Below are 20,874 nucleotides of genomic sequence, written 5' to 3' on the forward strand. Positions count from 1 at the left end.
CTGTGCTGGGGATCACGGTTGTACCCGTTAGATCGCGCGGGCAACAGCGGAGCGTTTCATCATTTGTCCTGTTCACCGAGGATCGTTACCGGCTCGTTGCCGGGTGCCCACCATCGGGTGGGCACTTTCTTCGCCATGACGCAGCAGGGCTTTGCGAGGTGCATGGTCCAGTCCGGGCGCTCCCCGCCTGGCCCGCACTAGCGAAGAGAACTATGGTTATGCTTGCCTTACGCAATTGATCCGGGGAGGGGCCATGTCCAAGCGGGGGAAGTACATCAAGCCAGCGCACCGCGAGATCCTGCGGGCCGAGGTCATCGCGTCCAAGCAGACCAGCACCGGGTTCGCGCGCGTCACCCTCGGCGGCGAGGATCTGCGCCGGTTCACGCACACGGGCCAGGACCAATGGTTCCGGCTGTTCCTCCCCGCCCCGGATGGCACGCTGCGGCTGCCCACCCTGACGAGCAACCTCTGGTACGCCCAGTACATGCTCATCCCGCAGCAATCGCGGCCGCTGTGCCGCAACTACACCGTTCGAGCATTCCGGCCTGGCAGCGACGGAGCCGCCGGAGCCAAGGGCCCCGAGCTCGACATCGACTTCGCGCTGCACCGTGACTCGGAAGGCCAGCTTGGCCCCGCAGCCCAGTGGGCGCTCGATGCCCGGCCCGGCGACCAGGCCGCGATCCTCGACGAGGGCTATATCTTCCAGCCGCCCACCGGATCGGAGTGGAACCTGCTCGTCGGCGATGAGACGGCCTTGCCCGGAATCATGGGCATCCTCGACTCCTACCGATCCTCCGCTCCCCTGCGCCTTGCCCCGCTGAGGGTGATCGTCGAGCTCGCGCAGGCCGATGACATCCCCGAGCTACCCGACCTACCTGGCATCGAGGCGAGCTGGGCATGCCGCGACCAGGGCAGGACCGCGCTCGACCTGCTCGCGTCGGCACCTCTGCCGCGCACCCCCGGCTACGCCTGCCTCGCCGGCGGCCACCAGCTCGTCACCCGCGCCCGCCGCGACCTGGTGGCGCGCGGCATGCCGAAGCAGCAGATCGTGTTCACCGGCTACTGGCGGTAGGGATCCTTGGCCTGGTGCAGCTCGCGCCTCGCGGCGGCCCGGCCTCGCGGCAAAAGCACCGGAAACTGCCAAACGCGATAGAAGCCAACCCGGGATTCGGGCAGCTTCTATCGCGTTTGCGGCCAGCGGCCCCGCCAGCCGACCGCGGCGGCCCGCCAACCCAGCCGCGAGATCACGCCATGGCGTCGAACTTCTCCAGCGACTTGCGCAGATCACCCTTGAGCGCCCTGGACACCCCGAACCCGACCGGCCCGGCGACCAGCGGCCCGGAGAAGTCGACGTCGAGCTCGACGCGCGAGCCAGCACCGGCGGGAGCGATCTCGAGAGCGAGAGTGATCTTGGTGCCACCCACGCCGCGGCCGGAGAGTGCCACGCGGCGTGGCTCGTCATACTCCTCGACCGTCCACTCGATGCGGTTGCGCATGCCCTTCACCGAGATCACTGAGGTAGCGGTGGTGCCGGGGCCAAGCTGCTCGGGGAGCTCGCCGCGCCAGCCATCGTGCAGCAGCAGCCAGTCGCCGTACCGGGAGAGGTCGGAGGCCCGCTCCCAGGCTTCCTGCGGGGTGAAGTGCGTATCGAGGGCAACGTTGGTGCTAGCCATGCGGGACTGCCTTCCGAAAGTGGTTCCGGCTCCCGTCGCGAGGCTCGGGTCACCGGTAGGTCTGGTACCCGCTCCAGGCTAGGCGGCGGGCGGCGCGCGGGTCGTGATCGACGCGATCCTCGACATCGAAGATCTTCGTGCGGCGGGCGGAGGTGTCGTAGCGCGGCCAGTCTGGCCCGGGCGTGCCCTCGCGCGCGAAGGAGGTCCAGTGCTGGCGCATGCGCTGGCTGACGGCGGCGAGGTCGCGGCGGCCTCCAACGGAGGTGAGGACTTTCGCCGCACGGCTGTCGAGCGTTCCGAACACCGCTGGCAGATCGGTGGCGTGGGTGGCGCCCATGCGCAGCAGACGCAGCATGCGCGGCGCGTAGTCGTAGCGGTACATGAAGGTCGGTGCCAGGGTGCTGTGCCCGGACGCGGCCTCGATGGAGGGCTGCCAGAACATGACGTCGCCGCCGAGGTCGATCGCTGCGGGGCGGCCGGGGTAGCCGCGGTAGGCGGCGGTGACAGCATCCCGGCGGGCGGGGTCGGTGCGGGCAAGCATGCGCTCGATCGACGGAATCGTGGTGGGGATGACCTCGGGGCCCCGGCCGAACAGCGCGCCTTCCCGGTCCGTGGTGCCAATCAGCAGCGGCACGGTCGCCGCGCGCCCGCTGGACAGCACATCGAGGGGCCGCTCGGGGAGGATGTCGTCGAGCACATGGCCGAAAGCCATTGCGCCCGGGGTGGCCCGCAGCACGCGTTGCTTGAGCTCATCGGCAGCGGCAACGAATTCCGCGGCGGGAATGCCTCGAAGCACCTCGGCAGCGTGGTCCTCGCACACATCGAGGATGTCGAGGAACTCGGCCGCGACGGCGCGCGCCCGCTGCGGCTCGTAGGTGGTGGCGATGGCCGGGCTCTGCGCGATGGCCCGGTGGAACAATCCTCGGGCGCGGGGCGAGGCCAGCAGGGCGGCGACGGCGCTGCCGCCCGCGGATTCGCCGAAGATGGTGACGTTGCCCGGGTCCCCGCCGAACGCGGCGATGTTGTCGCGCACCCATTCGAGGGCGGCGATCTGGTCGCGCAGTCCGAGATTGGTGTCGAAGGCCTGCCGGGCGGTGGTGTAGCCGGAGAAGTCGAGGAACCCGAGCGCGCCGAGCCGATAGTTGAACGAGACGATCACGACGTTGCCGTCCCTGGCGAGGGCGCTGCCGTCATAGAGGTCGAGAGCGGATGATCCGCTGGTGTTGGAGCCGCCGTAGATGTAGACCATCACGGGCAAGCGTCCATCGCGGGCACCGGCGGGCGTGGTGACGTTGATGCTGAGGCAGTCCTCGTCGAGCTGGATTCCGGCACCAGGATCAGCGAGCTTGCGGGACACTTCCTGGGGCGGGATGGGGCCGAACCGGGTGGCGTCGAGGGTGCCGGTCCACGGCTCCGGCGGCTCGGGCGCCCGGAAGCGCAGCTCCCCCACCGGCGGGGCCGCATACGGGATGCCGCGCCACAGCGTCACGCCGCCAACCTGGGTGCCACGCGCGCGCCCCCCGCCGAGGGTGGTCTCGACGGTGGTCCTGGGAAGGTCGAGCTGGCCGGTCACGCCTTCCACTGTGCTGATCCGCAGTGCTCGCTGTCCACGCCGGAGCAGGGTTCGAGACCAGAGAGAGACCCGGCAGTGACCCAATCGTCGCCCTTGCTTGTTATGGCTCACACCGTCGGCTCGAGGGGGCATGGGTCACAGCATGCCGCAACGGGCGCCGGAGCGTGGTGCGGCTCCGGCGCCCGTCGCGGGCGTGGGCGGGATCTCAGTGCGAGATGGCCTTCTCCGCACCGACCCCGGTGAGGGAGCGGACCTCCATCTCGGCGTTCTTGGCGAGATTGCCCTTGTCCGAGGAGAGGACCGAGCCGAGGTAGCCGAGGAGGAATGCCAGCGGGATGGACACGATGCCCGGGTTGGAGAGCGGGAACCACGCGAAGTCCATCGACGGGATCATCGCGGTGGGCGAGCCCGATACGGCCGGGGAGAAGACGATCAGGATCAGCACGGAGCCGAGTCCGCCGTAGATGCTCCACAGGGCACCGGTGGTGTTGAATCCCTTCCAGAACAGCGAGTAGAGGATCGTCGGGAGGTTCGCCGAGGCAGCGACCGCGAAGGCCAGCGCCACGAGGAACGCGATGTTCTGCCCGTTGGCGAGGATGCCCAGCACGATCGCGAGGGCGCCGATCACCACGGCCGTGATGCGCGAGACCCGCACCTGCTGCTTCTCGTCGACGTCGCCGTTCTTGATGACGTTGGCATAGATGTCATGGGCGAACGAGGCCGAGGCGGTGATGGTGAGCCCAGCGACGACCGCGAGGATCGTGGCGAACGCGACGGCGGAGATGATGCCCAGCAGGATCGTGCCACCAAGCTCATAGGCGAGCAGCGGCGCGGCGGAGTTCTGCCCGCCAGCAGCGCCGAGGATGCGCTCCGGGCCAACGATCGCGGCAGCGCCGTAGCCGAGGATGAGGGTGAACAGGTAGAACGCGCCGATCAGGGCGATGGCCCACACCACCGAGCGGCGGGCTTCCTTCGCGGTGGGCACGGTGTAGAAGCGCATCAGCACGTGCGGCAGGCCCGCGGTGCCAAGGATGAGGGCGAGGGCGAGCGAGAGCATGTTGAGCTTGGAGATCTCGCTGCCGCCGAACTGGGCCCCGGGCGCGAGCACGTCCCGGCCGCCCTCGACGGAGCTGTTGACAGTCTCCTGCGCGGAGCCGAGCAGGCTAGAGATGTTGAGGCCGAACTTCCACAGCACGAGGGCCGACATGATGCCTGCGCCGGTGATGAGCAGGATCGCCTTGATGATCTGCACCCAGGTGGTGCCCTTCATGCCGCCGACGAGGACGTAGACGATCATCAGTGCGCCAACGAGCGCGATGATGAGCGACTGGGTGGCGCGATCGTTGATGTCGAGCAGCAGCGCGACGAGGCCACCGGCACCGGCCATCTGGGCGAGCAGGTAGAACAGCGAGACAGTCAGGGTGGACGCGGCCGCGGCGGTGCGCACGGGCTTCTGCTTGAGCCGGAAGCTCAGCACATCGGCCATGGTGAACTTGCCGGTATTGCGCAGCAGTTCGGCGACGAGAAGAAGCGCCACGAGCCAGGCGACGAGGAAGCCGACCGAGTAGAGGAAGCCGTCATAGCCGAAGACCGCGATGGCGCCGGCGATGCCGAGGAACGATGCGGCGGACAGGTAGTCACCGGCGATGGCGATGCCGTTCTGCGGTCCGGTGAAGCCACGGCCACCGGTGTAGAAGTCGGAGGCGGTCTTGTTGGTGCGGCCCGCGCGGATGACGAACGCCATGGTGGCGGCGACGAACAGCGCGAAGATCGAGATATTGATCAGGGGGTTGCCGACTGCCGCGGTAGTGCCCTGGGCGAGGAGGTTCATGCTGCTGTGCCTTCCATCTCGTCACGGATGGCAGCGGCGCGCGGGTCGAGCTCGCGGTTGGCGAACACGATGTACCAGGCGGTGATGCCGAACGTGGTGACGAACTGCGCGAGTCCGAGCAGGATTCCGAGGTTGATGTTGCCGAGCACCGGGGTGCCCATGAAGCCGGTGGCGTAGATGCCGAGCAGCACGTAGAGCAGGTACCAGCCGATGAAGAACGCCGTCATGGGGAAGACGAAGCGGCGCAGCCTGCGGCGCAGGTCCTGGAACTCTGGGCTGGCCTGCATGCGCTCGAAGTCCTCGGCCGACGGGGCCTGGGGCTGCCCGGCATGCGGGGCTGGGGGTGAGTGGACGGCGGGCGGTGCGGGGGGCACTGCGTCCACCGTCCCGGTGCGGGATGCGGGCGGGGTGGTCACTGCGGCTCTCCTCGACGTTGGGATGCGATATCCCGACGGTAATGAGATGCAGGTCACAAGAAATGGGTGTGGTTTGCATCACAGGTCGAGGGGTTGATCCGTGCGACGAGCGGCAGCCCCGCCGCGACGAGCGGCGGGGCCATCACGCCAGTTCCCGATGGCTAGCCGATCGGCTCGAGGCGCGCGGGAACGTGCTTGTGCCAGGGCGTGCCCGCGAAGCTGTCCTTCCATTGGTTCGACGTCAGCTCATTGGGCGACGTCCCCGTCGCCACGGGAGCGCCCGGCTCCGCGTCCGTCCCGCCAGCAGGGAAGTCAACGCCAAGGCCGTTGGGCAAGGCGATGTTGCCCGGTTGCATCATGTCGCTGATCTCGACCTGGACGGCGGCAGCCCCATGGGCGGTGACGAGCCGCGCGCGGTCGCCCGTGGATAGGCCGAGCGCACTAGCATCATGCTCGCTGATCCGCAGCGCCCCGGAACGGTCGCGGCGGCGCCAGTCTGGGTTCCGGAAGATCGTGTTGGCCGTGAACGAACGGCGCTCCCCCGCAGCGAGGACCAGGGGGAACTCTGCCGTGGTCCACGAGTTCCGCGCCGAGGGGAGGCCTCGGACCTCATCGAGCAGTTGATCGATCGCGATGGTGAAGCGCCGGTCGGGGCGACGCACGTAGTCCCAGACGGTGTCCCAGGTGTCCTCCGTGAAGACGACCCCGCTGCCCGACGTCATGATCGCATCGAAGAGCGCATTGCCGGGGGCGAGGCCTGGTCCGTCGAAGCCCGCCCGGGCAACGGCCTCCCTGTTGGCCATCGCGCACATCTGCGCGGCGCCCCACAGCACAGAGGCTCCCCGCTCGTTGGCAGGCATGTCATGGCCGAGCGACTCATGGAGCAGGTAGGGCGCCAGCTTCACGAGCTCGGGGCGCGCGGCCGAGAGAGCCATGAATACCGCGCCGAACGTCTCCCGCCCGGCTTTCGCGGCGGCGCGCAAGCGATCGACCACGTCGGTCTCGACTACTCCGAGGCGCCGGATCAGCCCGGCATAGATCTCGGGCTCGGGCAATGTTCCCGGCAGTGGCTCGAGAAGCGGCTTGCGCAGATGGAACACATTGCGGGGGAACTCGAAGTTGAAGAACGTCGCCTCGGCCTTCTCGTACTGGCTCGCGGCGGGAAGGACATAGTCGGCCATGCGCGCGGTCTCGGTGAAGGCCACGTCAACGACCACGGTGAGGTCGAGCGCGCGCATGGCCTCGCGGAATCGCGCGGAGCCAGGCAACGAGTGCGCGGGATTCACGCTATCCATCCACATGGCGCGAAAGCGGTCCGGATGATCCGTGAGGATCTCATCAGCGATGGAGTTGCAGGGGACGAGCCCGGCGATGATGCGCGCCCCGGTGACGGGCGTGCGCCGTTCACCGCCTGTCGCTGGCCCCATGCCGCCAGACAGCATGCCACCGGCGAGGGGAACGAGCGCCTCGAGCATCGCGCGGGACCCCCGCTCGACCGCCGGGCGCAGGATCTCCTGCCGGGCGAGCGCGGGCAGCGCTAGGGCCGCGCCCGACGCCGCGATCGCCATCGTCCGGGCAGCCGCGCGCGCACGGGCTTTGCGGAACCGGGCACCCGCCCCGCTACGGCGCTGCTTGGGCTTGCCCCCGCCGCTGCTTCCCGCGATCGCGACGAAGCTGGAGTGCAGGAACATGGTGCCCGGCTTGGCGAAGTTGCCCGTCAGGATCCATAGGAGCTTGTTGAGGTAGGAGACGAGCGTGCTGCGCGGGGCTTGCTGGGTGCCGAGGTCCTCATAGACAGTGACCGTTCTGGCGGTCCCGATCCGTCGCGCGGCGGCCCTGATCTGATCCTCCGGCACTCCACAGATCTCGGCGAACGCGGCTATATCGAGCTTGCCGAATACCTGGCGCACTTGGTCGTACCCCGTGGTGTGCTCGGCCAGGAAATCATGATCGACGAGGTCCTCCTGCACCAGCGTCGCCACGAGAGCGGCCACGAGCCAGGCGTCGCGGCCAGGAAGCACCTGCAGGTGATGGTCGGCTAGCGCCGCGGTCTCGCTGCGTCGCGGGTCGACAACGATGATCGAGCGCTGCGGGTCGCTCGCGGCGGCCTTGAGGACGGGCCTGGCGCGCGGGAAGCTATGCGATTGCCAGGGGTTCTTGCCAATGAACACCATCACCTCGGAATGCTCGAAGTCACCCTTGGTGTGGCCGCCGTAGAGCTTGCCATCGACCCACATCTCGCCTGTCTTCTCCTGGGCGAGCGCGTTGGAGTAGTACTTCGAGCCCAGTGCCTCGCGCAAGGCGATCGAGTTGGCCGAGCCCAGGTGGTTCCCCTGGCCCCCGCCACCGTAGAAGAAGATCGACTCGCCGCCGTGCTCGCGCTTGATCTCCGATAGCTTGGCGGCGATCTCGTCGAGCGCGGTTTCCCAGTCGATCTCGGCATAGCTGCCATCGGCCTGGCGCTTGAGCGGCGTGGTCAACCGATGGGGACCGTTCTGGTAGAGATCCAGCCGCATCGCCTTCTCGCAGGTGTATCCCTCGGAAGCGGGGTGGGCCTTGTCGCCCCGGATCTTGGCCAGACTCCGCCCATCAAGCTCGACGGTGATCCCGCAGTTGCACTCGCACAGTATGCACGCGGTGCTCCGGGCGGCATCCGTGCTCGCGGGCCTGCCCGTGCCCTGATCGGTTCGAGCCGTCATGGTCGCGCCTCCTCGATAGCAGCTACGTGATATGCACTATACAATAGTAATTACACACCGGATGCTAGCTATCGCGCACTAGGCTGAGGGGCATTTCAGGACCCAAGGAGGACGACCAGTGGCACCGCAGGGCAACACACGGCAAAGAATGCTCACCAGCGCCGTCGAGCTATTGCAGGAGCGCGGCGCCGCCGGCGTCACCATCGACGCCATCCTCTCCCGCAGCAATGCCCCCCGCGGCTCGGTGTACTACCACTTCCCCAGCGGGCGCAACCAGATCATGAGCGAGAGCCTCGGCATCGCCGGCGACACCATCACCGCCATCATCAATGACTCTGCCGGAAAAGGGCCCCTCGCCACGCTGCACACCTTCGGCAGGTTCTGGAACCACGTCCTCCGCGACAGCAACTACGCCGCCGGCTGCCCCGTCGTCGCGGCCGCGGTCGGCGGTTCCCCCGAGGACCAGCACCTCGCCCCCCAGGTCGCCACGATCTTCACCACCTGGCACGAGGCCCTGGCCCGTGCGCTGGAGAACGAGGGCGTCGCCCCTGCCCGCGCGGCCCGCCTCGCCCGCACCGCCGTCGCCGCCATCGAGGGCGCCGTCATCCTCGCCCGCGCCGCCCGCTCCACCGAGCCGGTGGATGACGTCATCACCGAGCTCGAGGCCCTGCTCGCCAGCGCTATTCAACAATAGGGCCGATATGCGCTGGGCCGCCAGCGAAAATTCCTGGCCGCAATCTTTTTTCTTCATTGAGTAATTAACTTGCTGTGATATTTCACGCCAGCAAGATCGGGCAGCAGGCACGAAATGCATCCACCCTTCCGGCCGTGCCAGCCTGCCGGATCGCATGGCCCGCGAACGGGCCTGGCCCGACCCCAAAGGGAGTCGGGCCAGGTCAACGCTTCGCGATCTACGAGGTGAATCCCCCCTCCGCGCCGCCACCGCCACCCAGGAAGGCGGAGAAGAAGTCCGTGACAAACGAGAACATGGTTTCCGCGCCGCCGCCCAGCAGAAGATCGATCGACATAGCTTTCCTCCATTGCTCGAGATTTTGGTCTTGGAATCAGGCCTGCAGAACCTCTCATGATTAGAGCACATCTGAAGCCCCCAGAAATGGGGGCAAACGCTGGAAACGCGTACAACTTAATTTTTCCTATTAACTGGAATCAGGATTCACTATTTGGGAATCCGTGCCCAGCCCGTTCACCCCCACCGCTCGGCATCGCGATCCCGCACCATGCCGAACCGCTCGGGCACGTGCATCCGCGCGAGAACCGCCGCGACGTCATCGCGCACCGACGCACGCGTAGCGAGGCTGACCCCGACCATGACGAGGAACGCGAGCGGCACCGTCCACGCCGCGGGGTGGGCGAGCAATGCTGCCTCCCAGCCTGTGCCTGCTCCGCCGCGCGCCACCACGATGAGCACCGCCGCGAGGCTCGTGGCGCCTCCCGCGAAAAGTCCCGCAGCGGCCCCGGCGACGGTGAGCCCGCGCCACCAGATGCCGAGCAGCAGCAGCGGCGCGAATGTGGAGGCGGCAACGGCGAAGACCATCCCAACCGATTGGGAGATGTCGAGGCGCGTCCCCGCGAGCGCGAGACCCATGACTACGAGCCCAGCGACCAGCGCGCTGATACGGAAGTCCCGCACGGAGCCCCGCAGCACGTCGGTGGAGATCACGCCCGCGGCACACACGAGCAAGCCCGAGGCGGTGGACAGGAACGCAGCGATCGCGCCCGCAGCAACGAGCGCGGCCAGCAACTGCCCACCGAGCCCGTCGAACACAGCGGTGGGCAGCAGAAGCACGGTGGCATCGGTGGCTCCCGTGAGCAGCACCTGGGGCACGTAGGCGCGGGAGAGCGCGCCGAGCAGCACCGGGAACAGGTAGAAGACGGCAAGCATGGCGATGACGATGAGGCTGGTCCAGCGGGCGAGGCTCCCGGTGCGATTGGTGTAGAAGCGCACCAGCACATGGGGCAGCCCGAGCGTGCCGAGGAAGATCGCGAGGATCACCGAGTACACCTCGTACAAGGCGATCCCGGTCCCTTGTCCATCGCTGGCACCCAGCCCGGAGCCGGGGCGCAGCCAATCATCACCGTCGCGGGGGATGCCAGCAATGGTGGGCATCGCCTCGCCGGCCCGCAAGCGAAGCTCCGTGCCCTCGCCCAGCACATGCTCCCCCGGCGCCAGGGCTACGCGGCCATCAGCACCCGCCCCGTCGACCGTCCCCCTCACGTCCAGCACGGTGGTCGCATCGACCTCCACGACGATCCCGTCCGCGATGGTGACGGTCAGATCCGTGGGCGCGCGCGGCGGCATCGGCTCCCCCACTGGCTGCGGGGCGGCCAGGAAGTGCATGCCGATCGCCAGCGCGGGGATCGCAATTGCGGTGAGCTTGAGCCAGTACTGGAACGCCTGCACGAACGTGATCGACCGCATGCCACCCGCGATGACGTTGGCCATCACGATGCCCGCCACCGCCACCACGCCCACCCAGTCGGGCACGCCGAGCATGATGCGCAGCGCGAGCCCCGCGCCGTGGAACTGCGGCACCATGTATAGGCCCACGATCAGCACGACGAGCAGCATCGCGAGCAGTCGCAGCCGCGCGGAGCCCAGCCGGAACTCCGCGAAGTCCGGCACGGTGTAGGCGCCGGAGCGCCGCAGCGGCGCGGCCACCAGCATCAGCAGGAACAAGTACCCGGCGGTGAAGCCCACCGGGTACCAGAGGGCGTCGGCGCCGTGCTTGGCGATCAGTCCGGCCACGCCGAGGAACGATGCTGCCGAGAGGTACTCGCCAGAGATCGCCGCGGCATTCGTGCGGGGCCCCACGCTGCGCGCCGCGACGAGGAAGTCGGATGTGGTGCGGGCGAGCCGCACCCCGAACGCGCCGATCACCACGGTGGCGAGCGCGGCGAGCAGCACCGCCGCGAGGACGAGCATCGTGCCCGCGGAGCCGTTGCCAGGCATGGTCAGTCGTCGACCAGTTCGCTGAAGCGCTGCTCGTTGCGCTCGGCCTGCCTCAGGTACAGCCAGCCCACCCCCAGCAGCAACGGGTAGACCGCCCCGGCGAGCAGCAGCCACGGCAGCAGCACCCCGCCAACAGTCACCCGGGCTAGCCCCGGGACCAGCACGAACGCCGCGGGCAGCACCAGCACGCACGACAGCACGAGCGCGGCCATGCGTAGCGCGAGGCGCCGCTGCGTGCTCATCAATCCCCGCACGAGCACATCCCCCACCGCCGTGCTCTCGGTGAGCTCCACGCGGGTGCGCACCGGCCGGGCACCGGCGCGGGCGGAGAGCACCACGCGCTCGCGCTGGGGGCGTGGCCGCGTCATCGGTCCTGCCAGGACTGCTTGTGGCTGCGGACAAGGAGATCCTTCAGCGCGCGGGTGTGGCGCCGGCTCACCGGCAGCTCCGCGGGGCGCAGGTCGCGCTCACCGCGCAGCGTGACGACATACCCGCTGCCCACCGATCTCAGCCCGGTGACCAGGCGCAGAGAGACCAGGTACGAGCGGTGCACCCGCACGAACCCGGCAGGCGCCCACCGCTCCTCCAGCGCGCTGATGGGGATGCGCACGAGATGGGATCCACCGGTGGTGTGCAGGCGGGCATAGTCGCCGTCGGCCTCCACCCAGCCGACCGAGGAGCGGCGCACCAGGGTGGTGGTGCCGCCGAGCTCGACGGGGATGACCTCATCGGTCGGCACGGCCTGGCGGGGCGGGGCGGCGTCCTGCCGCGCCCGGCGGGCACGCTGCTCCAGGATCCGCTCGATGGCCTGCACCAGCCGGGGCACCCGGATCGGCTTGAGCAGGTAGTCCACTGCACCGATGTCGAAGGCATCGACGGCACGATCCTCGTGGGCGGTCACGAACACCACGAAGGGCGGCTGCTTGAACTCGCTGATGATGCCGGCGAGCTCCACCCCGTCGAGCCCAGGCATGCGGATATCGCTGAACACCGCATCCACCCGCTCGGACCGCAGCAGGCGCAGCGCGGTGGTGGCATCGCTGGCGGCGTGGACGGCGCCGATATGCGGCTGGGCACTGAGCAGGTAGACGATCTCATCGAGCGCGGGGGCCTCATCGTCCACGGCCAGCACGGTCAGCGGCGCCGCATCGGTGGTCGTCATGCGATCCATCATGCACGCACGCCGGGACGGAATTTGGGAAGTCGCAGAATCACCTTCGTGCCCGCGCCCGGTGCAGTCTCCACCACGATGCCGTACTCGTCGCCGAACACCTGCCGCATGCGCTCATCGACATTGTTGAGGCCCACATGGACATCGGCGGGGTCATGATCGAACTCCCCCGAGCGCAGTAGCTGCGGATCCATGCCCGCGCCATCGTCCTCGATCGTCAGCAAGCATTCCGTGCCAGCATCCGCGGCGGTGATGGTGACGGAGCCGCCGCCCTCCTGCCCCGCGAGGCCATGCCGCACGGCATTCTCCACGAGCGGCTGCAGCACCAGGAACGGGATCACGATGCCCAGCGTCTCCGGCGCGACGTGCAGCCGGGCGCGCAGGCGATCACCGAAGCGTGCCTGCTCGAACGCGAGGTAGCGCTCCACGTTCTGCAGCTCCTCCGCCAGCGTGGTGAACTGCCCCGCCTTGCGGAACGAGTAGCGCGTGAAGTCCGCGAAATCGAGGATCAGCTCGCGCGCCCGGTCGGGATTGGTCCGCACGAACGCCGCGATCGTCGTCAGCGCGTTGTAGATGAAGTGCGGACTGATCTGGGCGCGCAGTGTCATCATCTCGGCGCGGGCGAGCCGCTCGCGGGACGCATCGAGCTCGGCGAGCGCGAGCTGGCTCTCCACATACCGGCCCACCTCGGTGAGGGTACGCAGCAGGCCCGGCGTGGGGCTGGCGCGCAGCACAGCGACGAGCACGCCGATGCAAGCGCGGTCATCGCTGGCGCCCTCGGAGAACAACGGCTGGCACACCACCGCTCGCGCGAGGCCGTCACGATGGTCCGCGAGGTGCTGGCGACCGGTGCGCGCGCTCGCGGTGGCGGCGTCGAGCAGCGCCGGGCGGGACACATCGGCAGCGTCGCCGTTGAGGGCGAGCAGCGTGCCGCGCGCATCGCACAGCGCGACGGCCCGGGCGTCAATGAGCTCCCTCAGGTAGGGCGCGGCCTCGGCGGCACCCTTCTCGGTGAGCCCCCCGGTGAGCGCGCGGGCCGCGGCCCCGGCCGTGGCGAGCGCGGCATGCACCGCCCGCTCGGCCGGGGTGGTGAAGCCAGCTCGGGACCGGAGCCAGGCGGCGATCGCGAGGACCACGACAACAGCAAGCCCGACGGTGACCAGCACCGCCACGATGGAGGACATGGCAACCAGTCTGCCGATCCGGTACCGACTTGTGACGCTTTCCCCGGACCTACGTGTTGCTGACATCCCGTTGATTGACGAGACTCAGTGCAATGCCCGGATTGACCGACGCAAGGAGCACCCCATGACGCAGTATCCGCCGCCCCCTCCCGGGAGCAACCCCTGGGGCAACGACCCCCAGGACAACGACCCCGGGGAGAACAACCCCCAAGGTGCTGGCCCCCAGGGCGACAACCCCTACGCCGGCTATCCCCCGCCGCCCCCGATGGGTGACAGCGGCACCGGCTACCCCCCGCCCCCACCGATGGGCGGACCGGCCTACGGCGCCCAGGGCGGCTACCCCGCCGGTGGAGCCGGAGGCTTCGACGTGATGGAGGCCGGCCGCTGGGCCTGGAGCCGCTTCGCCGACAACGCCCCCGTGTGGCTCGGATTCGTGGGAATCATCGCCGTGCTGCAGATCATCAGCATCGCGGCGGGCGCCGATTCGATCCTCGGCTTCCTCATCAGCGTCGCGGGAACCGTGATCGGCTGGATGCTGCTGCGCGGCGCTCTGCTCACCGCTGACGGCCGCAAGCCCGCTTTCGGCGAGTTCGCTCAGCTCCCCAACATCCTGCACCTGGTCCTGGCATCGGTCCTGCTGTGGGTAGCAATGGCTCTACCGCTCTGGCTTGCGGTGCTGACTGGCCCGGCGATCATAGTTACCCTTCCGCTAGCGTTCGCTGCCGTGCTCGTCGTCGCGTTCCTCACCATGTTCACCATCCACTCGGTGATCGACAACAACATGGATGCCATCAGCGCGATCAAGAACTCGTTCTCGCTGGTGACCGCCAACCTCAGGCACACGCTCCTGCTAATCGTCGCGTTTATCGTTCTAGGCATCCTTACGTTGCTCACCTGCCTCCTCGGCGCGTTCGTCACGATCCCCCTCGGCACGCTGATCTCCGCGTATGCCTTCCGCGCGTTCTCGGGCCGCCAGCCGGTACAGTAATCACTATCCGGGACCTCCATGCTGGCGCGGGATCTTGTCATCCCGCGCCAGTATTCTTTCCGCCATTACGGTGGTGGGAAGACACCATGCGCGCCCTCACGGCCTGCGAGGCGACGCGCGTGCCCGCCCGCCGCAGCGGACGACCGAAGGAACAGGATCGATGACGAATGACTTCCCCGGCGACAGCCCGTCCTCAGGCGGGGAGGGCTTCCCAGCACCCGAGGACATCCCCCAGCCCGGCGCCACCCCCACGCCGGGCGGCTACCCGCACCAGGGCGAGTACCCGCCACCGGGTGGCTATCGCGGCGAGGGCCTGCAACCGCCCCCGGGCTCCTACCCGCCCGCGGACGATGCGCCCGTGCAGTACGGGGTGGCGTCCAACCATCGGCACTTCCCGTCACTGCGGCGCAGCGATGCCGAGACGCCGTTCCGCATCCGCCAGCTGCTGAAGCTCTCGTGGCGGCGCTTCGTCGGCAACGCCGGCGCCTGGCTCGGGTTCGTCGTGCTCGCGATCATCGTGACCGGCCTCGTCGCGTTCCCGCTGTCGCTGGTGTTCTACGCGCCGCTGGAGAGCTCCACCGCTAATCCGATCCTGGCGGTATCGCTCGCTGCGGCAGGCACGGCGCTGTTCGTCCTGCTCGGCATCCTGGTGCAGTCCGCCATGGTCAACGGCGCGCTGGCGGAAAGCTCGGGCCAGCGACCATCCCTGCGTGAATTCGTGCGGGTGCCGAATGTGGCGCAGGTGGTGCTGACGGCGATCCTGGTAGCGGCGATGACCTTCCTGGGCACGCTGCTGTGCATCGTCCCGGGGCTGCTCGCGGCGTTCTTCAGCATGTTCGCGGTGCACTTCGTGATCGATCGGGGCCAGTCGGCGGTGGAAGCGATCCGCTCGAGCTGGCGGGTAGTCGGCGCGAACGTCGGCCCCCTCCTGATCCTCGTTCTCGTGCTCTACGTGGTCACCGTGGCTGGGGCGCTGACGATCATCGGCATGCTGGTGGTGGTGCCATTCTCGATGATCGCGGTGGCGCAGGCCTACCGCACCGTCGCGCGGTAGCACCTAGCCGCGGTGCGGAGCGGCCGCCGGAAGTGTTACCGAATGCACCCTGATCCGCGCCGCGCAGGGTGCAAGAACGCACACAACCGGGGGCCTCTCGACCGGCGTCGCCCGGGCAGCAAAAGGGCGACTTGTTCTTTTTGCCGCATTCCTGTAAACGTTGCGGATCAATTTCCAGAATCCCCGGGCCGCCGCATCACCGCAGGCCTAGAGTTCGGCGCATGACCGATTCTCGCGAACCGCTCGTCGTGCTCGAGAGCGTCAACAAGCACTTCGGCGACCTGCACGTGCTGCAGGACATCAATCTGACCGTCCGTCGCGGCGAGGTCGTTGTGGTCATCGGGCCCTCCGGATCCGGCAAGTCCACGCTGTGCCGCGCCATCAACCGGCTCGAGACGATCGACTCCGGCACCATCACCATCGATGGCAAGGTCCTCCCCGAGGAGGGCAAGGAGCTCGCGCGCCTCCGCTCGGACGTGGGCATGGTGTTCCAGTCGTTCAACCTCTTCGCCCACAAGACCGTGCTCGACAACGTCACCCTCGGCCCCATCAAGGTCCGCAAGATCAACAAGGCCAAGGCGGTCGAGCGGGCCCGCGAGCTGCTCAAGCGGGTGGGGGTGGACGCGCAGGAGCGCAAGTTCCCCGCGCAGATGTCCGGCGGGCAGCAGCAGCGCGTCGCGATCGCCCGCTCGCTGGCGATGGACCCGAAGGTGATGCTGTTCGACGAGCCCACCTCCGCGCTCGACCCGGAGATGATCAACGAAGTCCTCGACGTCATGACCTCCCTCGCCAAAGAGGGCATGACGATGGTGGTGGTGACCCACGAGATGGGATTCGCGCGCCGCGCCGCAGATCGCGTGGTGTTCATGGCCGACGGGCAGATCGTGGAGGAGAACACCCCCGAGGAGTTCTTCACGAATCCGAGCAGCGACCGCGCCAAGGACTTCCTCTCGAAGATCCTCGCCCATTGACCGCCCGGAATTCCTGGCCCAGGAATCCCTGGCCCGAAAGCCCTGTCAACGAGAAGCTGGGACATCGCCAATGAATCGTCGAATAGTCGCCGGCGCGGCGGCACTGATGATGATGCTCACCGCGTGCGGCAGCGTCAGCGGCACCGACATCGAATCCCGCGTGCCCGTCGCGGAGGACCCCGCGTTCCCCGAGGGCACCACCATGGCCCGCATCGCCGAGGACGGAAAGTTCCGCGTGGGCATCAAGTTCGATCAGCCCGGGTTCGGGCTGCTGCGCCTCGAGGGCGGGTTCACCGGCTTCGATGTGGAGATCGCGCAGTTCGTCGCCGCCGGGCTCGGTTTCGAGCCGGAGGACATCGAGTACTACGAGGCACCGTCGCAGCGCCGCGAGGAACTCATCGAGTACGACAACGTCGACATGGTCGTCGCGACCTACACGATCAATGATCGGCGTCGCGAGCGCATCAGCTTCGCCGGCCCCTACTACATGGCTGGCCAGCAGCTCATGGTCGCGGCGGACGATCAGCGCATCACCGGACCCGATGCGTTCCGCGAGCACACTGACGCGAAGGTGTGCTCGGTGACCGGTTCCACGCCCTCCCAGACCATCCAGGAGTACCTCGACAACAGTGGCCAGCTGGTGCTGTTCGACGTGTACTCCAAGTGCGCCGACGCGCTGCGCACCGGCCAGGTCGATGCCGTCACCACCGACAACGTGATCCTGCTCGGCCTCGTCGCGAAGTCGGGCGGCGAGTTCAAGATGGCGGGCGAGCAGTTCACCGATGAGCCGTATGGCATCGGTATCCCCAAGGGTGATGTCGCGTTCTGCGAGTTCATCAACGAGCAGGTCCGCCTCGCCTACGAGTCCGGCGCGTACACCGAGGCGTGGGAAGCCACCGCCGGGTCGGTGGAGGGCGCGCAGACCCCCGAGCTCCCGGAGCCAGACCCATGCACCTGACCTGCTCCCGCCCTGAATCCCGCGCGACGATCGGAGGAACCATTCGATGAGCGCGATCACCGACAACTTCGACCTGTACTGGTCGGGCTTCCTCACCTCGGTGGGGATCTGCTTCTTCGGCCTGGTGGGCTCGCTGCTGCTGGGCACGATCATCGCGACGTTCCGGGTCTCGCCCATCCCGATCCTGCAATGGGTGGGCTCGGCGTACGTGACGATCGTCCGCAACACCCCGCTGACGCTGGTGCTGTTCTTCTTCGCGTTCGGCCTGCCCGAGATCGGCATCAATAGCTCCTTCTACCGGTTCGGCCTTGCTGCGCTGATCATCTACACCTCGGCGTTCGTGTGCGAGGCCATCCGCTCCGGCATCAACTCGGTCGCGTCGGGGCAGGCCGAGGCGGCGCGGTCCATCGGGCTTGGCTTCGGCCAGTCGCTGACGCTGGTCGTGCTGCCGCAGGCGCTGCGCACCGTCGTGCCACCGCTCGGCAGCGTGCTCATCGCGATGTTCAAGAACTCGGCGGTGCTCGGTGCGTTCGGTGTCGGCGGTGACCTATGGAGCACTGGCCTGAACCTGTCGAGCGCCCAGGGCTACGCACCGCTTCCCGTGTTCCTCGGAGTCGCGATCGGCTACCTGTGCATCACCATCCCGGCAGGCATCGCCCTGCAGGTCATCGAGCGGAAGGCGGCGATCGCGCGATGAGCACGCCCACCATCTCACCCGGCCAGCAGCGCCCCCGCGGCAAAGCGCCCGAGCGCAGCGCCACCGTCCTGTTCGATGCTCCTGGTCCACGTGCCCGGCGACGCATCGCGATCTTCACCGTCATCGCGGTCATCGCGGTGCTCGGCATCCTCGGCCTGGCACTGTTCCGCCTCATCGATGGCGGGCAGTTCACCTGGGAGAAGTGGGCGCCGCTGCTCGACCCCAGCAACGACAGCTTCGTGCATGTCTGGGCACGGCTCGGTGATGGGTTCCTGCGCACCCTCATTGCCGCCTCGCTCGCCATCGCGCTGTCGCTGATCCTCGGCGTGGCCATCGGCGTGGCTCGCCTCACCGCGGGCAAGTTCTCCAGGCCTCCGATCGTCGCGGCCATCGAGCTGCTGCGCGGCCTGCCCGTCATCCTCGCGATCTACCTCGTCTCCCGCATCGCGGATGAGATTCGCGTGGGCATTCCCCTGCCAGGTGGCGCGGAGTTCCGGTTCGACCTCGATGTGCTGCCTGGCGGTGGCCTGCTGTGGGTGCTCGTCATCGGTCTCACCGCCTACAACTCGGTGATCATCGCCGAGATCGTGCGCAGCGGCGTCGTCTCGCTCCCCCGCGGTCAGAACGAGGCAGGGCTCGCGCTCGGCCTCACCCGCTGGCAGAGCCTCCGCATGATCCTGCTGCCCCAGGCGTTCCGGGTGATGCTGCCCGCGCTGATCAGCCAGCTCGTGGTCGTGCTGAAGGACACCTCGCTGATCGCGGTGCTCGGTGGCTACATCGAGCTGCTCAAGATGAGCCGCCTCGTCATCGAGAACCTGTCCAACCCCATCCAGGTGTACATCGTGGTCGCCGCGATGTTCATCATCACCAACTACGCGCTGACCAAGCTCGCGCAGTACGTCGAGCGGAAGGTCGCTGCCCGCACCAGCGGCTAGCTACCGTGCTCGAGCCAGATCTGCGAGCGAAAGTCACCGGAAAAGGGAGATTTCGGGCCCATCTGTTGACTTTCGCTCGCAGATTTCCGTCTGGGCGTTGCGCGGGGCCAGGTGGCTTCAGCAGGTGGACGCGGCGGGCTGCCCGGCGAAGCGCTCATCGAGCCAATCGATCATCACATCGGTCTGCCCGATGGAGAAATGATCGGCACCAGCGATGAGCCGGGCGTCCACAGTCATGCCCTCCGCGCACGCCCGCTGGACGGCCTCCTCGGTCCAGGCCGCGGGGATCACGGTGTCGCGATCGCCGTAGAGCACGAGCAGCGGCTCGTCGGTGGGATCGAGCGGCAAGGCATTGCCCTCCAGCCAGTCGCGGATATCCGCTGCCGCCTCCTCGCTGAACGGCCCCACCTCGTCGGGGGTGCTGCCCAGGATGGTGAGCGCTGATGCGAATCCGGTCGTACCGGTGCACCCTTCGAGAGCGCCGAAGCCATCCGCGAGGGAGCCGCGCAGGTAGTCGTCGAAATCGAGGCCGGGGTCCGCCACGCGATAGCCGTCGAGGACGTATGGCAGCAATCCGATCTGGAACGGTCCGAGGCTCCACGGGGGCGGGCCGTCCGTGATGGGAGTCAGATCGGCCGCGGGGGCGATGGCTACCCCGCCGACGAAGTCCAGCCCGTCACCGTAGTGGGGGGCGGCCTCGAGCGCGGACCATGCGGCCTGTCCGCCCTGGGATACCCCGATGCTGGCCCACCGGTCGCTGAGGTCGTCGTTGAGCGCGCGGGCGGCGCGGACGGCATCGATCATGTTGTAGGCAGCAGTGACAGGCTCGAGATAGGGGTGATCGGGTCCGTCCGCTGCGGGGATGCCGTCGAGGCCCTCGTAGTCGGTGGCGGCGACGGCGTAGCCCGCGTCGAGATAGGCAGCGATGCGGTTGCCCTGGCCAAGCAGGTTCGAGGACTGGGAGGGCCCGCACTGCGCGGCGACACCGGTGGTTCCGTGCCCGTAGGCGAGGATGGGCCAGCCTCCCTCGGGCGGGGTGCCTGCGGGGGCAAGGATCGCGGCGGTGACGGTGGTGGCGGAGCCATCAATGCCGGAGGTGGATCGGTAGGTGACGCGCTGGGCGTTCGAGGCTCGTTGTGCGATAGCTGGATCGAGCCCGTCGAGGGGCGCTGATTCGATGATCGCGCCACGCTCGTCCTCTGCGGTGGAGGCAATGGAGTAGGGGCCGCGTGGCGGTTCGCTCGCACTGAGCCCGACGCCTGGTGCAGCAGGGCCGGTCGTGGACGCTGGGTCTTGCTCCGGGGTGGCAGTGCATCCAGCGAGGAGAGCGGTGGCAACGACGAGGAGGGCTGCGCGCGAGGAGAGGTGCTTCACCTATCCCAGTGTGCAGGTTTTCGAGCCACCTGGCATCAGGTGCCTATGGTCGGCGACCCATTGGTAGACGCGGTCCTGCACCTGCCTGATGACGGGGAGGTGGTAGACCCGCAGCGGAAGTCGCGTGCCGAGCGCGGCGGCGAGACCAGCATTGATCGCCCCGGCGCCGCGGTGGCGGGTGCCGTCGGGCTCGAGCGCCCAGGCGGCCGCAGCGGCATCGTCGGTGGTCACATCGAACAGCTCGACCGCGCCCGGCTGCTGGTAGGCGATGGCGGTGACGCGGTGGTGGCGGTCGATGCGGGCGAGCACGTTGAGGCAGGAAACGCAGAAGCCGCAATCCCGGTCATACAGCACTCTCGTGGTGACCGGCATTGCGACT

At 68.2% G+C, this 20,874-nt stretch carries 19 protein-coding genes; 8 read left to right on the forward strand and 11 right to left on the reverse strand.

Annotation, left to right across the window (positions count from 1 at the left end):
* Positions 1–253 precede the first annotated feature (253 nt).
* On the forward strand, positions 254–1,072 hold the full coding sequence (locus FXO18_RS12945) for a siderophore-interacting protein (protein ID WP_149361537.1): 819 nt from the start codon (positions 254–256) through the stop codon (positions 1,070–1,072).
* 172 nt (positions 1,073–1,244) lie between these two features.
* Here FXO18_RS12945 and FXO18_RS12950 read toward each other — a convergent pair whose 3' ends face one another.
* The 5 genes from FXO18_RS12950 to FXO18_RS12970 form a co-directional block, all read right to left on the reverse strand.
* Positions 1,245–1,673 (reverse strand): type II toxin-antitoxin system Rv0910 family toxin, encoded by a 429-nt coding sequence (locus tag FXO18_RS12950; protein ID WP_149361538.1) that lies wholly within the window; start codon positions 1,671–1,673, stop codon positions 1,245–1,247.
* 49 nt (positions 1,674–1,722) lie between these two features.
* Positions 1,723–3,246, reverse strand: a complete 1,524-nt coding sequence (locus FXO18_RS12955; RefSeq protein WP_235900651.1) for a carboxylesterase/lipase family protein — start codon at positions 3,244–3,246, stop codon at positions 1,723–1,725.
* A 205-nt stretch (positions 3,247–3,451) separates the two neighbouring features.
* The gene (locus tag FXO18_RS12960; RefSeq protein WP_149361540.1) at positions 3,452–5,077 is read right to left on the reverse strand and encodes a solute symporter family protein; all 1,626 of its coding nucleotides are present in this window, start codon (positions 5,075–5,077) and stop codon (positions 3,452–3,454) included.
* Positions 5,074–5,451 carry a DUF485 domain-containing protein gene (locus FXO18_RS12965; RefSeq protein WP_235900670.1) on the reverse strand — a complete coding sequence of 126 codons (378 nt, stop codon included), beginning with the start codon at positions 5,449–5,451 and terminating at the stop codon, positions 5,074–5,076. The genes FXO18_RS12960 and FXO18_RS12965 overlap by 4 nt, the downstream gene beginning before the upstream one ends.
* Positions 5,452–5,654: 203 nt before the next feature.
* Positions 5,655–8,192 carry a molybdopterin-dependent oxidoreductase gene (locus FXO18_RS12970; protein ID WP_149361541.1) on the reverse strand — a complete coding sequence of 846 codons (2,538 nt, stop codon included), beginning with the start codon at positions 8,190–8,192 and terminating at the stop codon, positions 5,655–5,657.
* Positions 8,193–8,340: 148 nt separating this feature from the next.
* On the opposite strand from FXO18_RS12970, the gene FXO18_RS12975 reads away from it, so the two are divergent.
* Positions 8,341–8,886, forward strand: coding sequence for a TetR/AcrR family transcriptional regulator (locus tag FXO18_RS12975; protein WP_149361542.1), 546 nt, complete (start codon positions 8,341–8,343; stop codon positions 8,884–8,886).
* 510 nt (positions 8,887–9,396) lie between these two features.
* Here FXO18_RS12975 and FXO18_RS12980 read toward each other — a convergent pair.
* From FXO18_RS12980 to FXO18_RS12995, 4 genes are read right to left on the reverse strand one after another with little or no spacing between them, the layout of a single operon-like run.
* Positions 9,397–11,163, reverse strand: a complete 1,767-nt coding sequence (locus FXO18_RS12980; protein WP_187774353.1) for a sodium/solute symporter — start codon at positions 11,161–11,163, stop codon at positions 9,397–9,399.
* A 2-nt stretch (positions 11,164–11,165) separates the two neighbouring features.
* Entirely contained in the window at positions 11,166–11,531 is a 366-nt protein-coding gene (locus tag FXO18_RS12985; protein ID WP_149361543.1) for a hypothetical protein, read from the reverse strand.
* A complete protein-coding gene (locus tag FXO18_RS12990) occupies positions 11,528–12,334 on the reverse strand; it encodes a LytR/AlgR family response regulator transcription factor (protein WP_407936482.1) in 807 nt (268 codons plus the stop codon). The genes FXO18_RS12985 and FXO18_RS12990 overlap by 4 nt, the downstream gene beginning before the upstream one ends.
* Complete coding sequence (locus FXO18_RS12995) at positions 12,334–13,518, reverse strand: sensor histidine kinase (RefSeq protein ID WP_149361545.1); 1,185 nt, start codon at positions 13,516–13,518, stop codon at positions 12,334–12,336. Before FXO18_RS12995 ends, FXO18_RS12990 begins: the two co-directional genes overlap by 1 nt.
* Positions 13,519–13,642: 124 nt before the next feature.
* Between FXO18_RS12995 and FXO18_RS13000 the strand changes: the two genes are divergently transcribed.
* The 6 genes from FXO18_RS13000 to FXO18_RS13025 all read left to right on the forward strand — a co-directional run bounded on the left by FXO18_RS13000 (position 13,643) and on the right by FXO18_RS13025 (position 19,121).
* On the forward strand, positions 13,643–14,506 hold the full coding sequence (locus FXO18_RS13000; RefSeq protein WP_149361546.1) for a DUF2189 domain-containing protein: 864 nt from the start codon (positions 13,643–13,645) through the stop codon (positions 14,504–14,506).
* Positions 14,507–14,666: 160 nt separating this feature from the next.
* On the forward strand, positions 14,667–15,560 hold the full coding sequence (locus FXO18_RS13005) for a DUF2189 domain-containing protein (RefSeq protein ID WP_149361547.1): 894 nt from the start codon (positions 14,667–14,669) through the stop codon (positions 15,558–15,560).
* A gap of 221 nt (positions 15,561–15,781) precedes the next feature.
* On the forward strand, positions 15,782–16,531 hold the full coding sequence (locus FXO18_RS13010; RefSeq protein ID WP_149361548.1) for an amino acid ABC transporter ATP-binding protein: 750 nt from the start codon (positions 15,782–15,784) through the stop codon (positions 16,529–16,531).
* A 70-nt stretch (positions 16,532–16,601) separates the two neighbouring features.
* Positions 16,602–17,489, forward strand: a complete 888-nt coding sequence (locus FXO18_RS13015; protein ID WP_149361549.1) for a glutamate ABC transporter substrate-binding protein — start codon at positions 16,602–16,604, stop codon at positions 17,487–17,489.
* A gap of 46 nt (positions 17,490–17,535) precedes the next feature.
* Positions 17,536–18,186, forward strand: a complete 651-nt coding sequence (locus FXO18_RS13020; protein ID WP_149361550.1) for an amino acid ABC transporter permease — start codon at positions 17,536–17,538, stop codon at positions 18,184–18,186.
* Positions 18,183–19,121, forward strand: a complete 939-nt coding sequence (locus FXO18_RS13025) for an amino acid ABC transporter permease (protein WP_149361551.1) — start codon at positions 18,183–18,185, stop codon at positions 19,119–19,121. The genes FXO18_RS13020 and FXO18_RS13025 overlap by 4 nt, the downstream gene beginning before the upstream one ends.
* Positions 19,122–19,238: 117 nt before the next feature.
* Here the strand turns inward: FXO18_RS13025 and FXO18_RS13030 are convergent, their stop codons facing one another.
* Together FXO18_RS13030 and FXO18_RS13035 are read right to left on the reverse strand one after the other, a co-directional pair.
* On the reverse strand, positions 19,239–20,495 hold the full coding sequence (locus FXO18_RS13030; RefSeq protein ID WP_149361552.1) for a lipase family protein: 1,257 nt from the start codon (positions 20,493–20,495) through the stop codon (positions 19,239–19,241).
* Positions 20,496–20,867, reverse strand: a complete 372-nt coding sequence (locus FXO18_RS13035) for a thiol-disulfide oxidoreductase DCC family protein (RefSeq protein ID WP_149361553.1) — start codon at positions 20,865–20,867, stop codon at positions 20,496–20,498. It lies immediately after the preceding gene.
* Positions 20,868–20,874: the final 7 nt, after the last annotated feature.

It is taken from the genome of Lolliginicoccus suaedae, from assembly GCF_008312885.1.
Lineage (GTDB): Bacteria > Actinomycetota > Actinomycetes > Mycobacteriales > Mycobacteriaceae > Lolliginicoccus > Lolliginicoccus suaedae.

Bases quoted from the DNA above. Each gene is read 5' to 3' on its own strand.
- FXO18_RS12990 (WP_407936482.1), bottom strand. From the start codon at position 12,334: ATGGATCGCATGACGACCACCGATGCGGCGCCGCTGACCGTGCTGGCC.
- FXO18_RS13015 (WP_149361549.1), top strand. From the start codon at position 16,602: ATGAATCGTCGAATAGTCGCCGGCGCGGCGGCACTGATGATGATGCTC.
- FXO18_RS12995 (WP_149361545.1), bottom strand. From the start codon at position 13,518: ATGTCCTCCATCGTGGCGGTGCTGGTCACCGTCGGGCTTGCTGTTGTC.
- FXO18_RS13010 (WP_149361548.1), top strand. From the start codon at position 15,782: ATGACCGATTCTCGCGAACCGCTCGTCGTGCTCGAGAGCGTCAACAAG.
- FXO18_RS13035 (WP_149361553.1), bottom strand. From the start codon at position 20,867: ATGCCGGTCACCACGAGAGTGCTGTATGACCGGGATTGCGGCTTCTGC.
- FXO18_RS13000 (WP_149361546.1), top strand. From the start codon at position 13,643: ATGACGCAGTATCCGCCGCCCCCTCCCGGGAGCAACCCCTGGGGCAAC.
- FXO18_RS13020 (WP_149361550.1), top strand. From the start codon at position 17,536: ATGAGCGCGATCACCGACAACTTCGACCTGTACTGGTCGGGCTTCCTC.
- FXO18_RS12970 (WP_149361541.1), bottom strand. From the start codon at position 8,192: ATGACGGCTCGAACCGATCAGGGCACGGGCAGGCCCGCGAGCACGGAT.
- FXO18_RS12950 (WP_149361538.1), bottom strand. From the start codon at position 1,673: ATGGCTAGCACCAACGTTGCCCTCGATACGCACTTCACCCCGCAGGAA.
- FXO18_RS12975 (WP_149361542.1), top strand. From the start codon at position 8,341: ATGCTCACCAGCGCCGTCGAGCTATTGCAGGAGCGCGGCGCCGCCGGC.
- FXO18_RS12985 (WP_149361543.1), bottom strand. From the start codon at position 11,531: ATGACGCGGCCACGCCCCCAGCGCGAGCGCGTGGTGCTCTCCGCCCGC.
- FXO18_RS12945 (WP_149361537.1), top strand. From the start codon at position 254: ATGTCCAAGCGGGGGAAGTACATCAAGCCAGCGCACCGCGAGATCCTG.
- FXO18_RS12980 (WP_187774353.1), bottom strand. From the start codon at position 11,163: ATGCCTGGCAACGGCTCCGCGGGCACGATGCTCGTCCTCGCGGCGGTG.
- FXO18_RS13005 (WP_149361547.1), top strand. From the start codon at position 14,667: ATGACGAATGACTTCCCCGGCGACAGCCCGTCCTCAGGCGGGGAGGGC.
- FXO18_RS12960 (WP_149361540.1), bottom strand. From the start codon at position 5,077: ATGAACCTCCTCGCCCAGGGCACTACCGCGGCAGTCGGCAACCCCCTG.
- FXO18_RS13025 (WP_149361551.1), top strand. From the start codon at position 18,183: ATGAGCACGCCCACCATCTCACCCGGCCAGCAGCGCCCCCGCGGCAAA.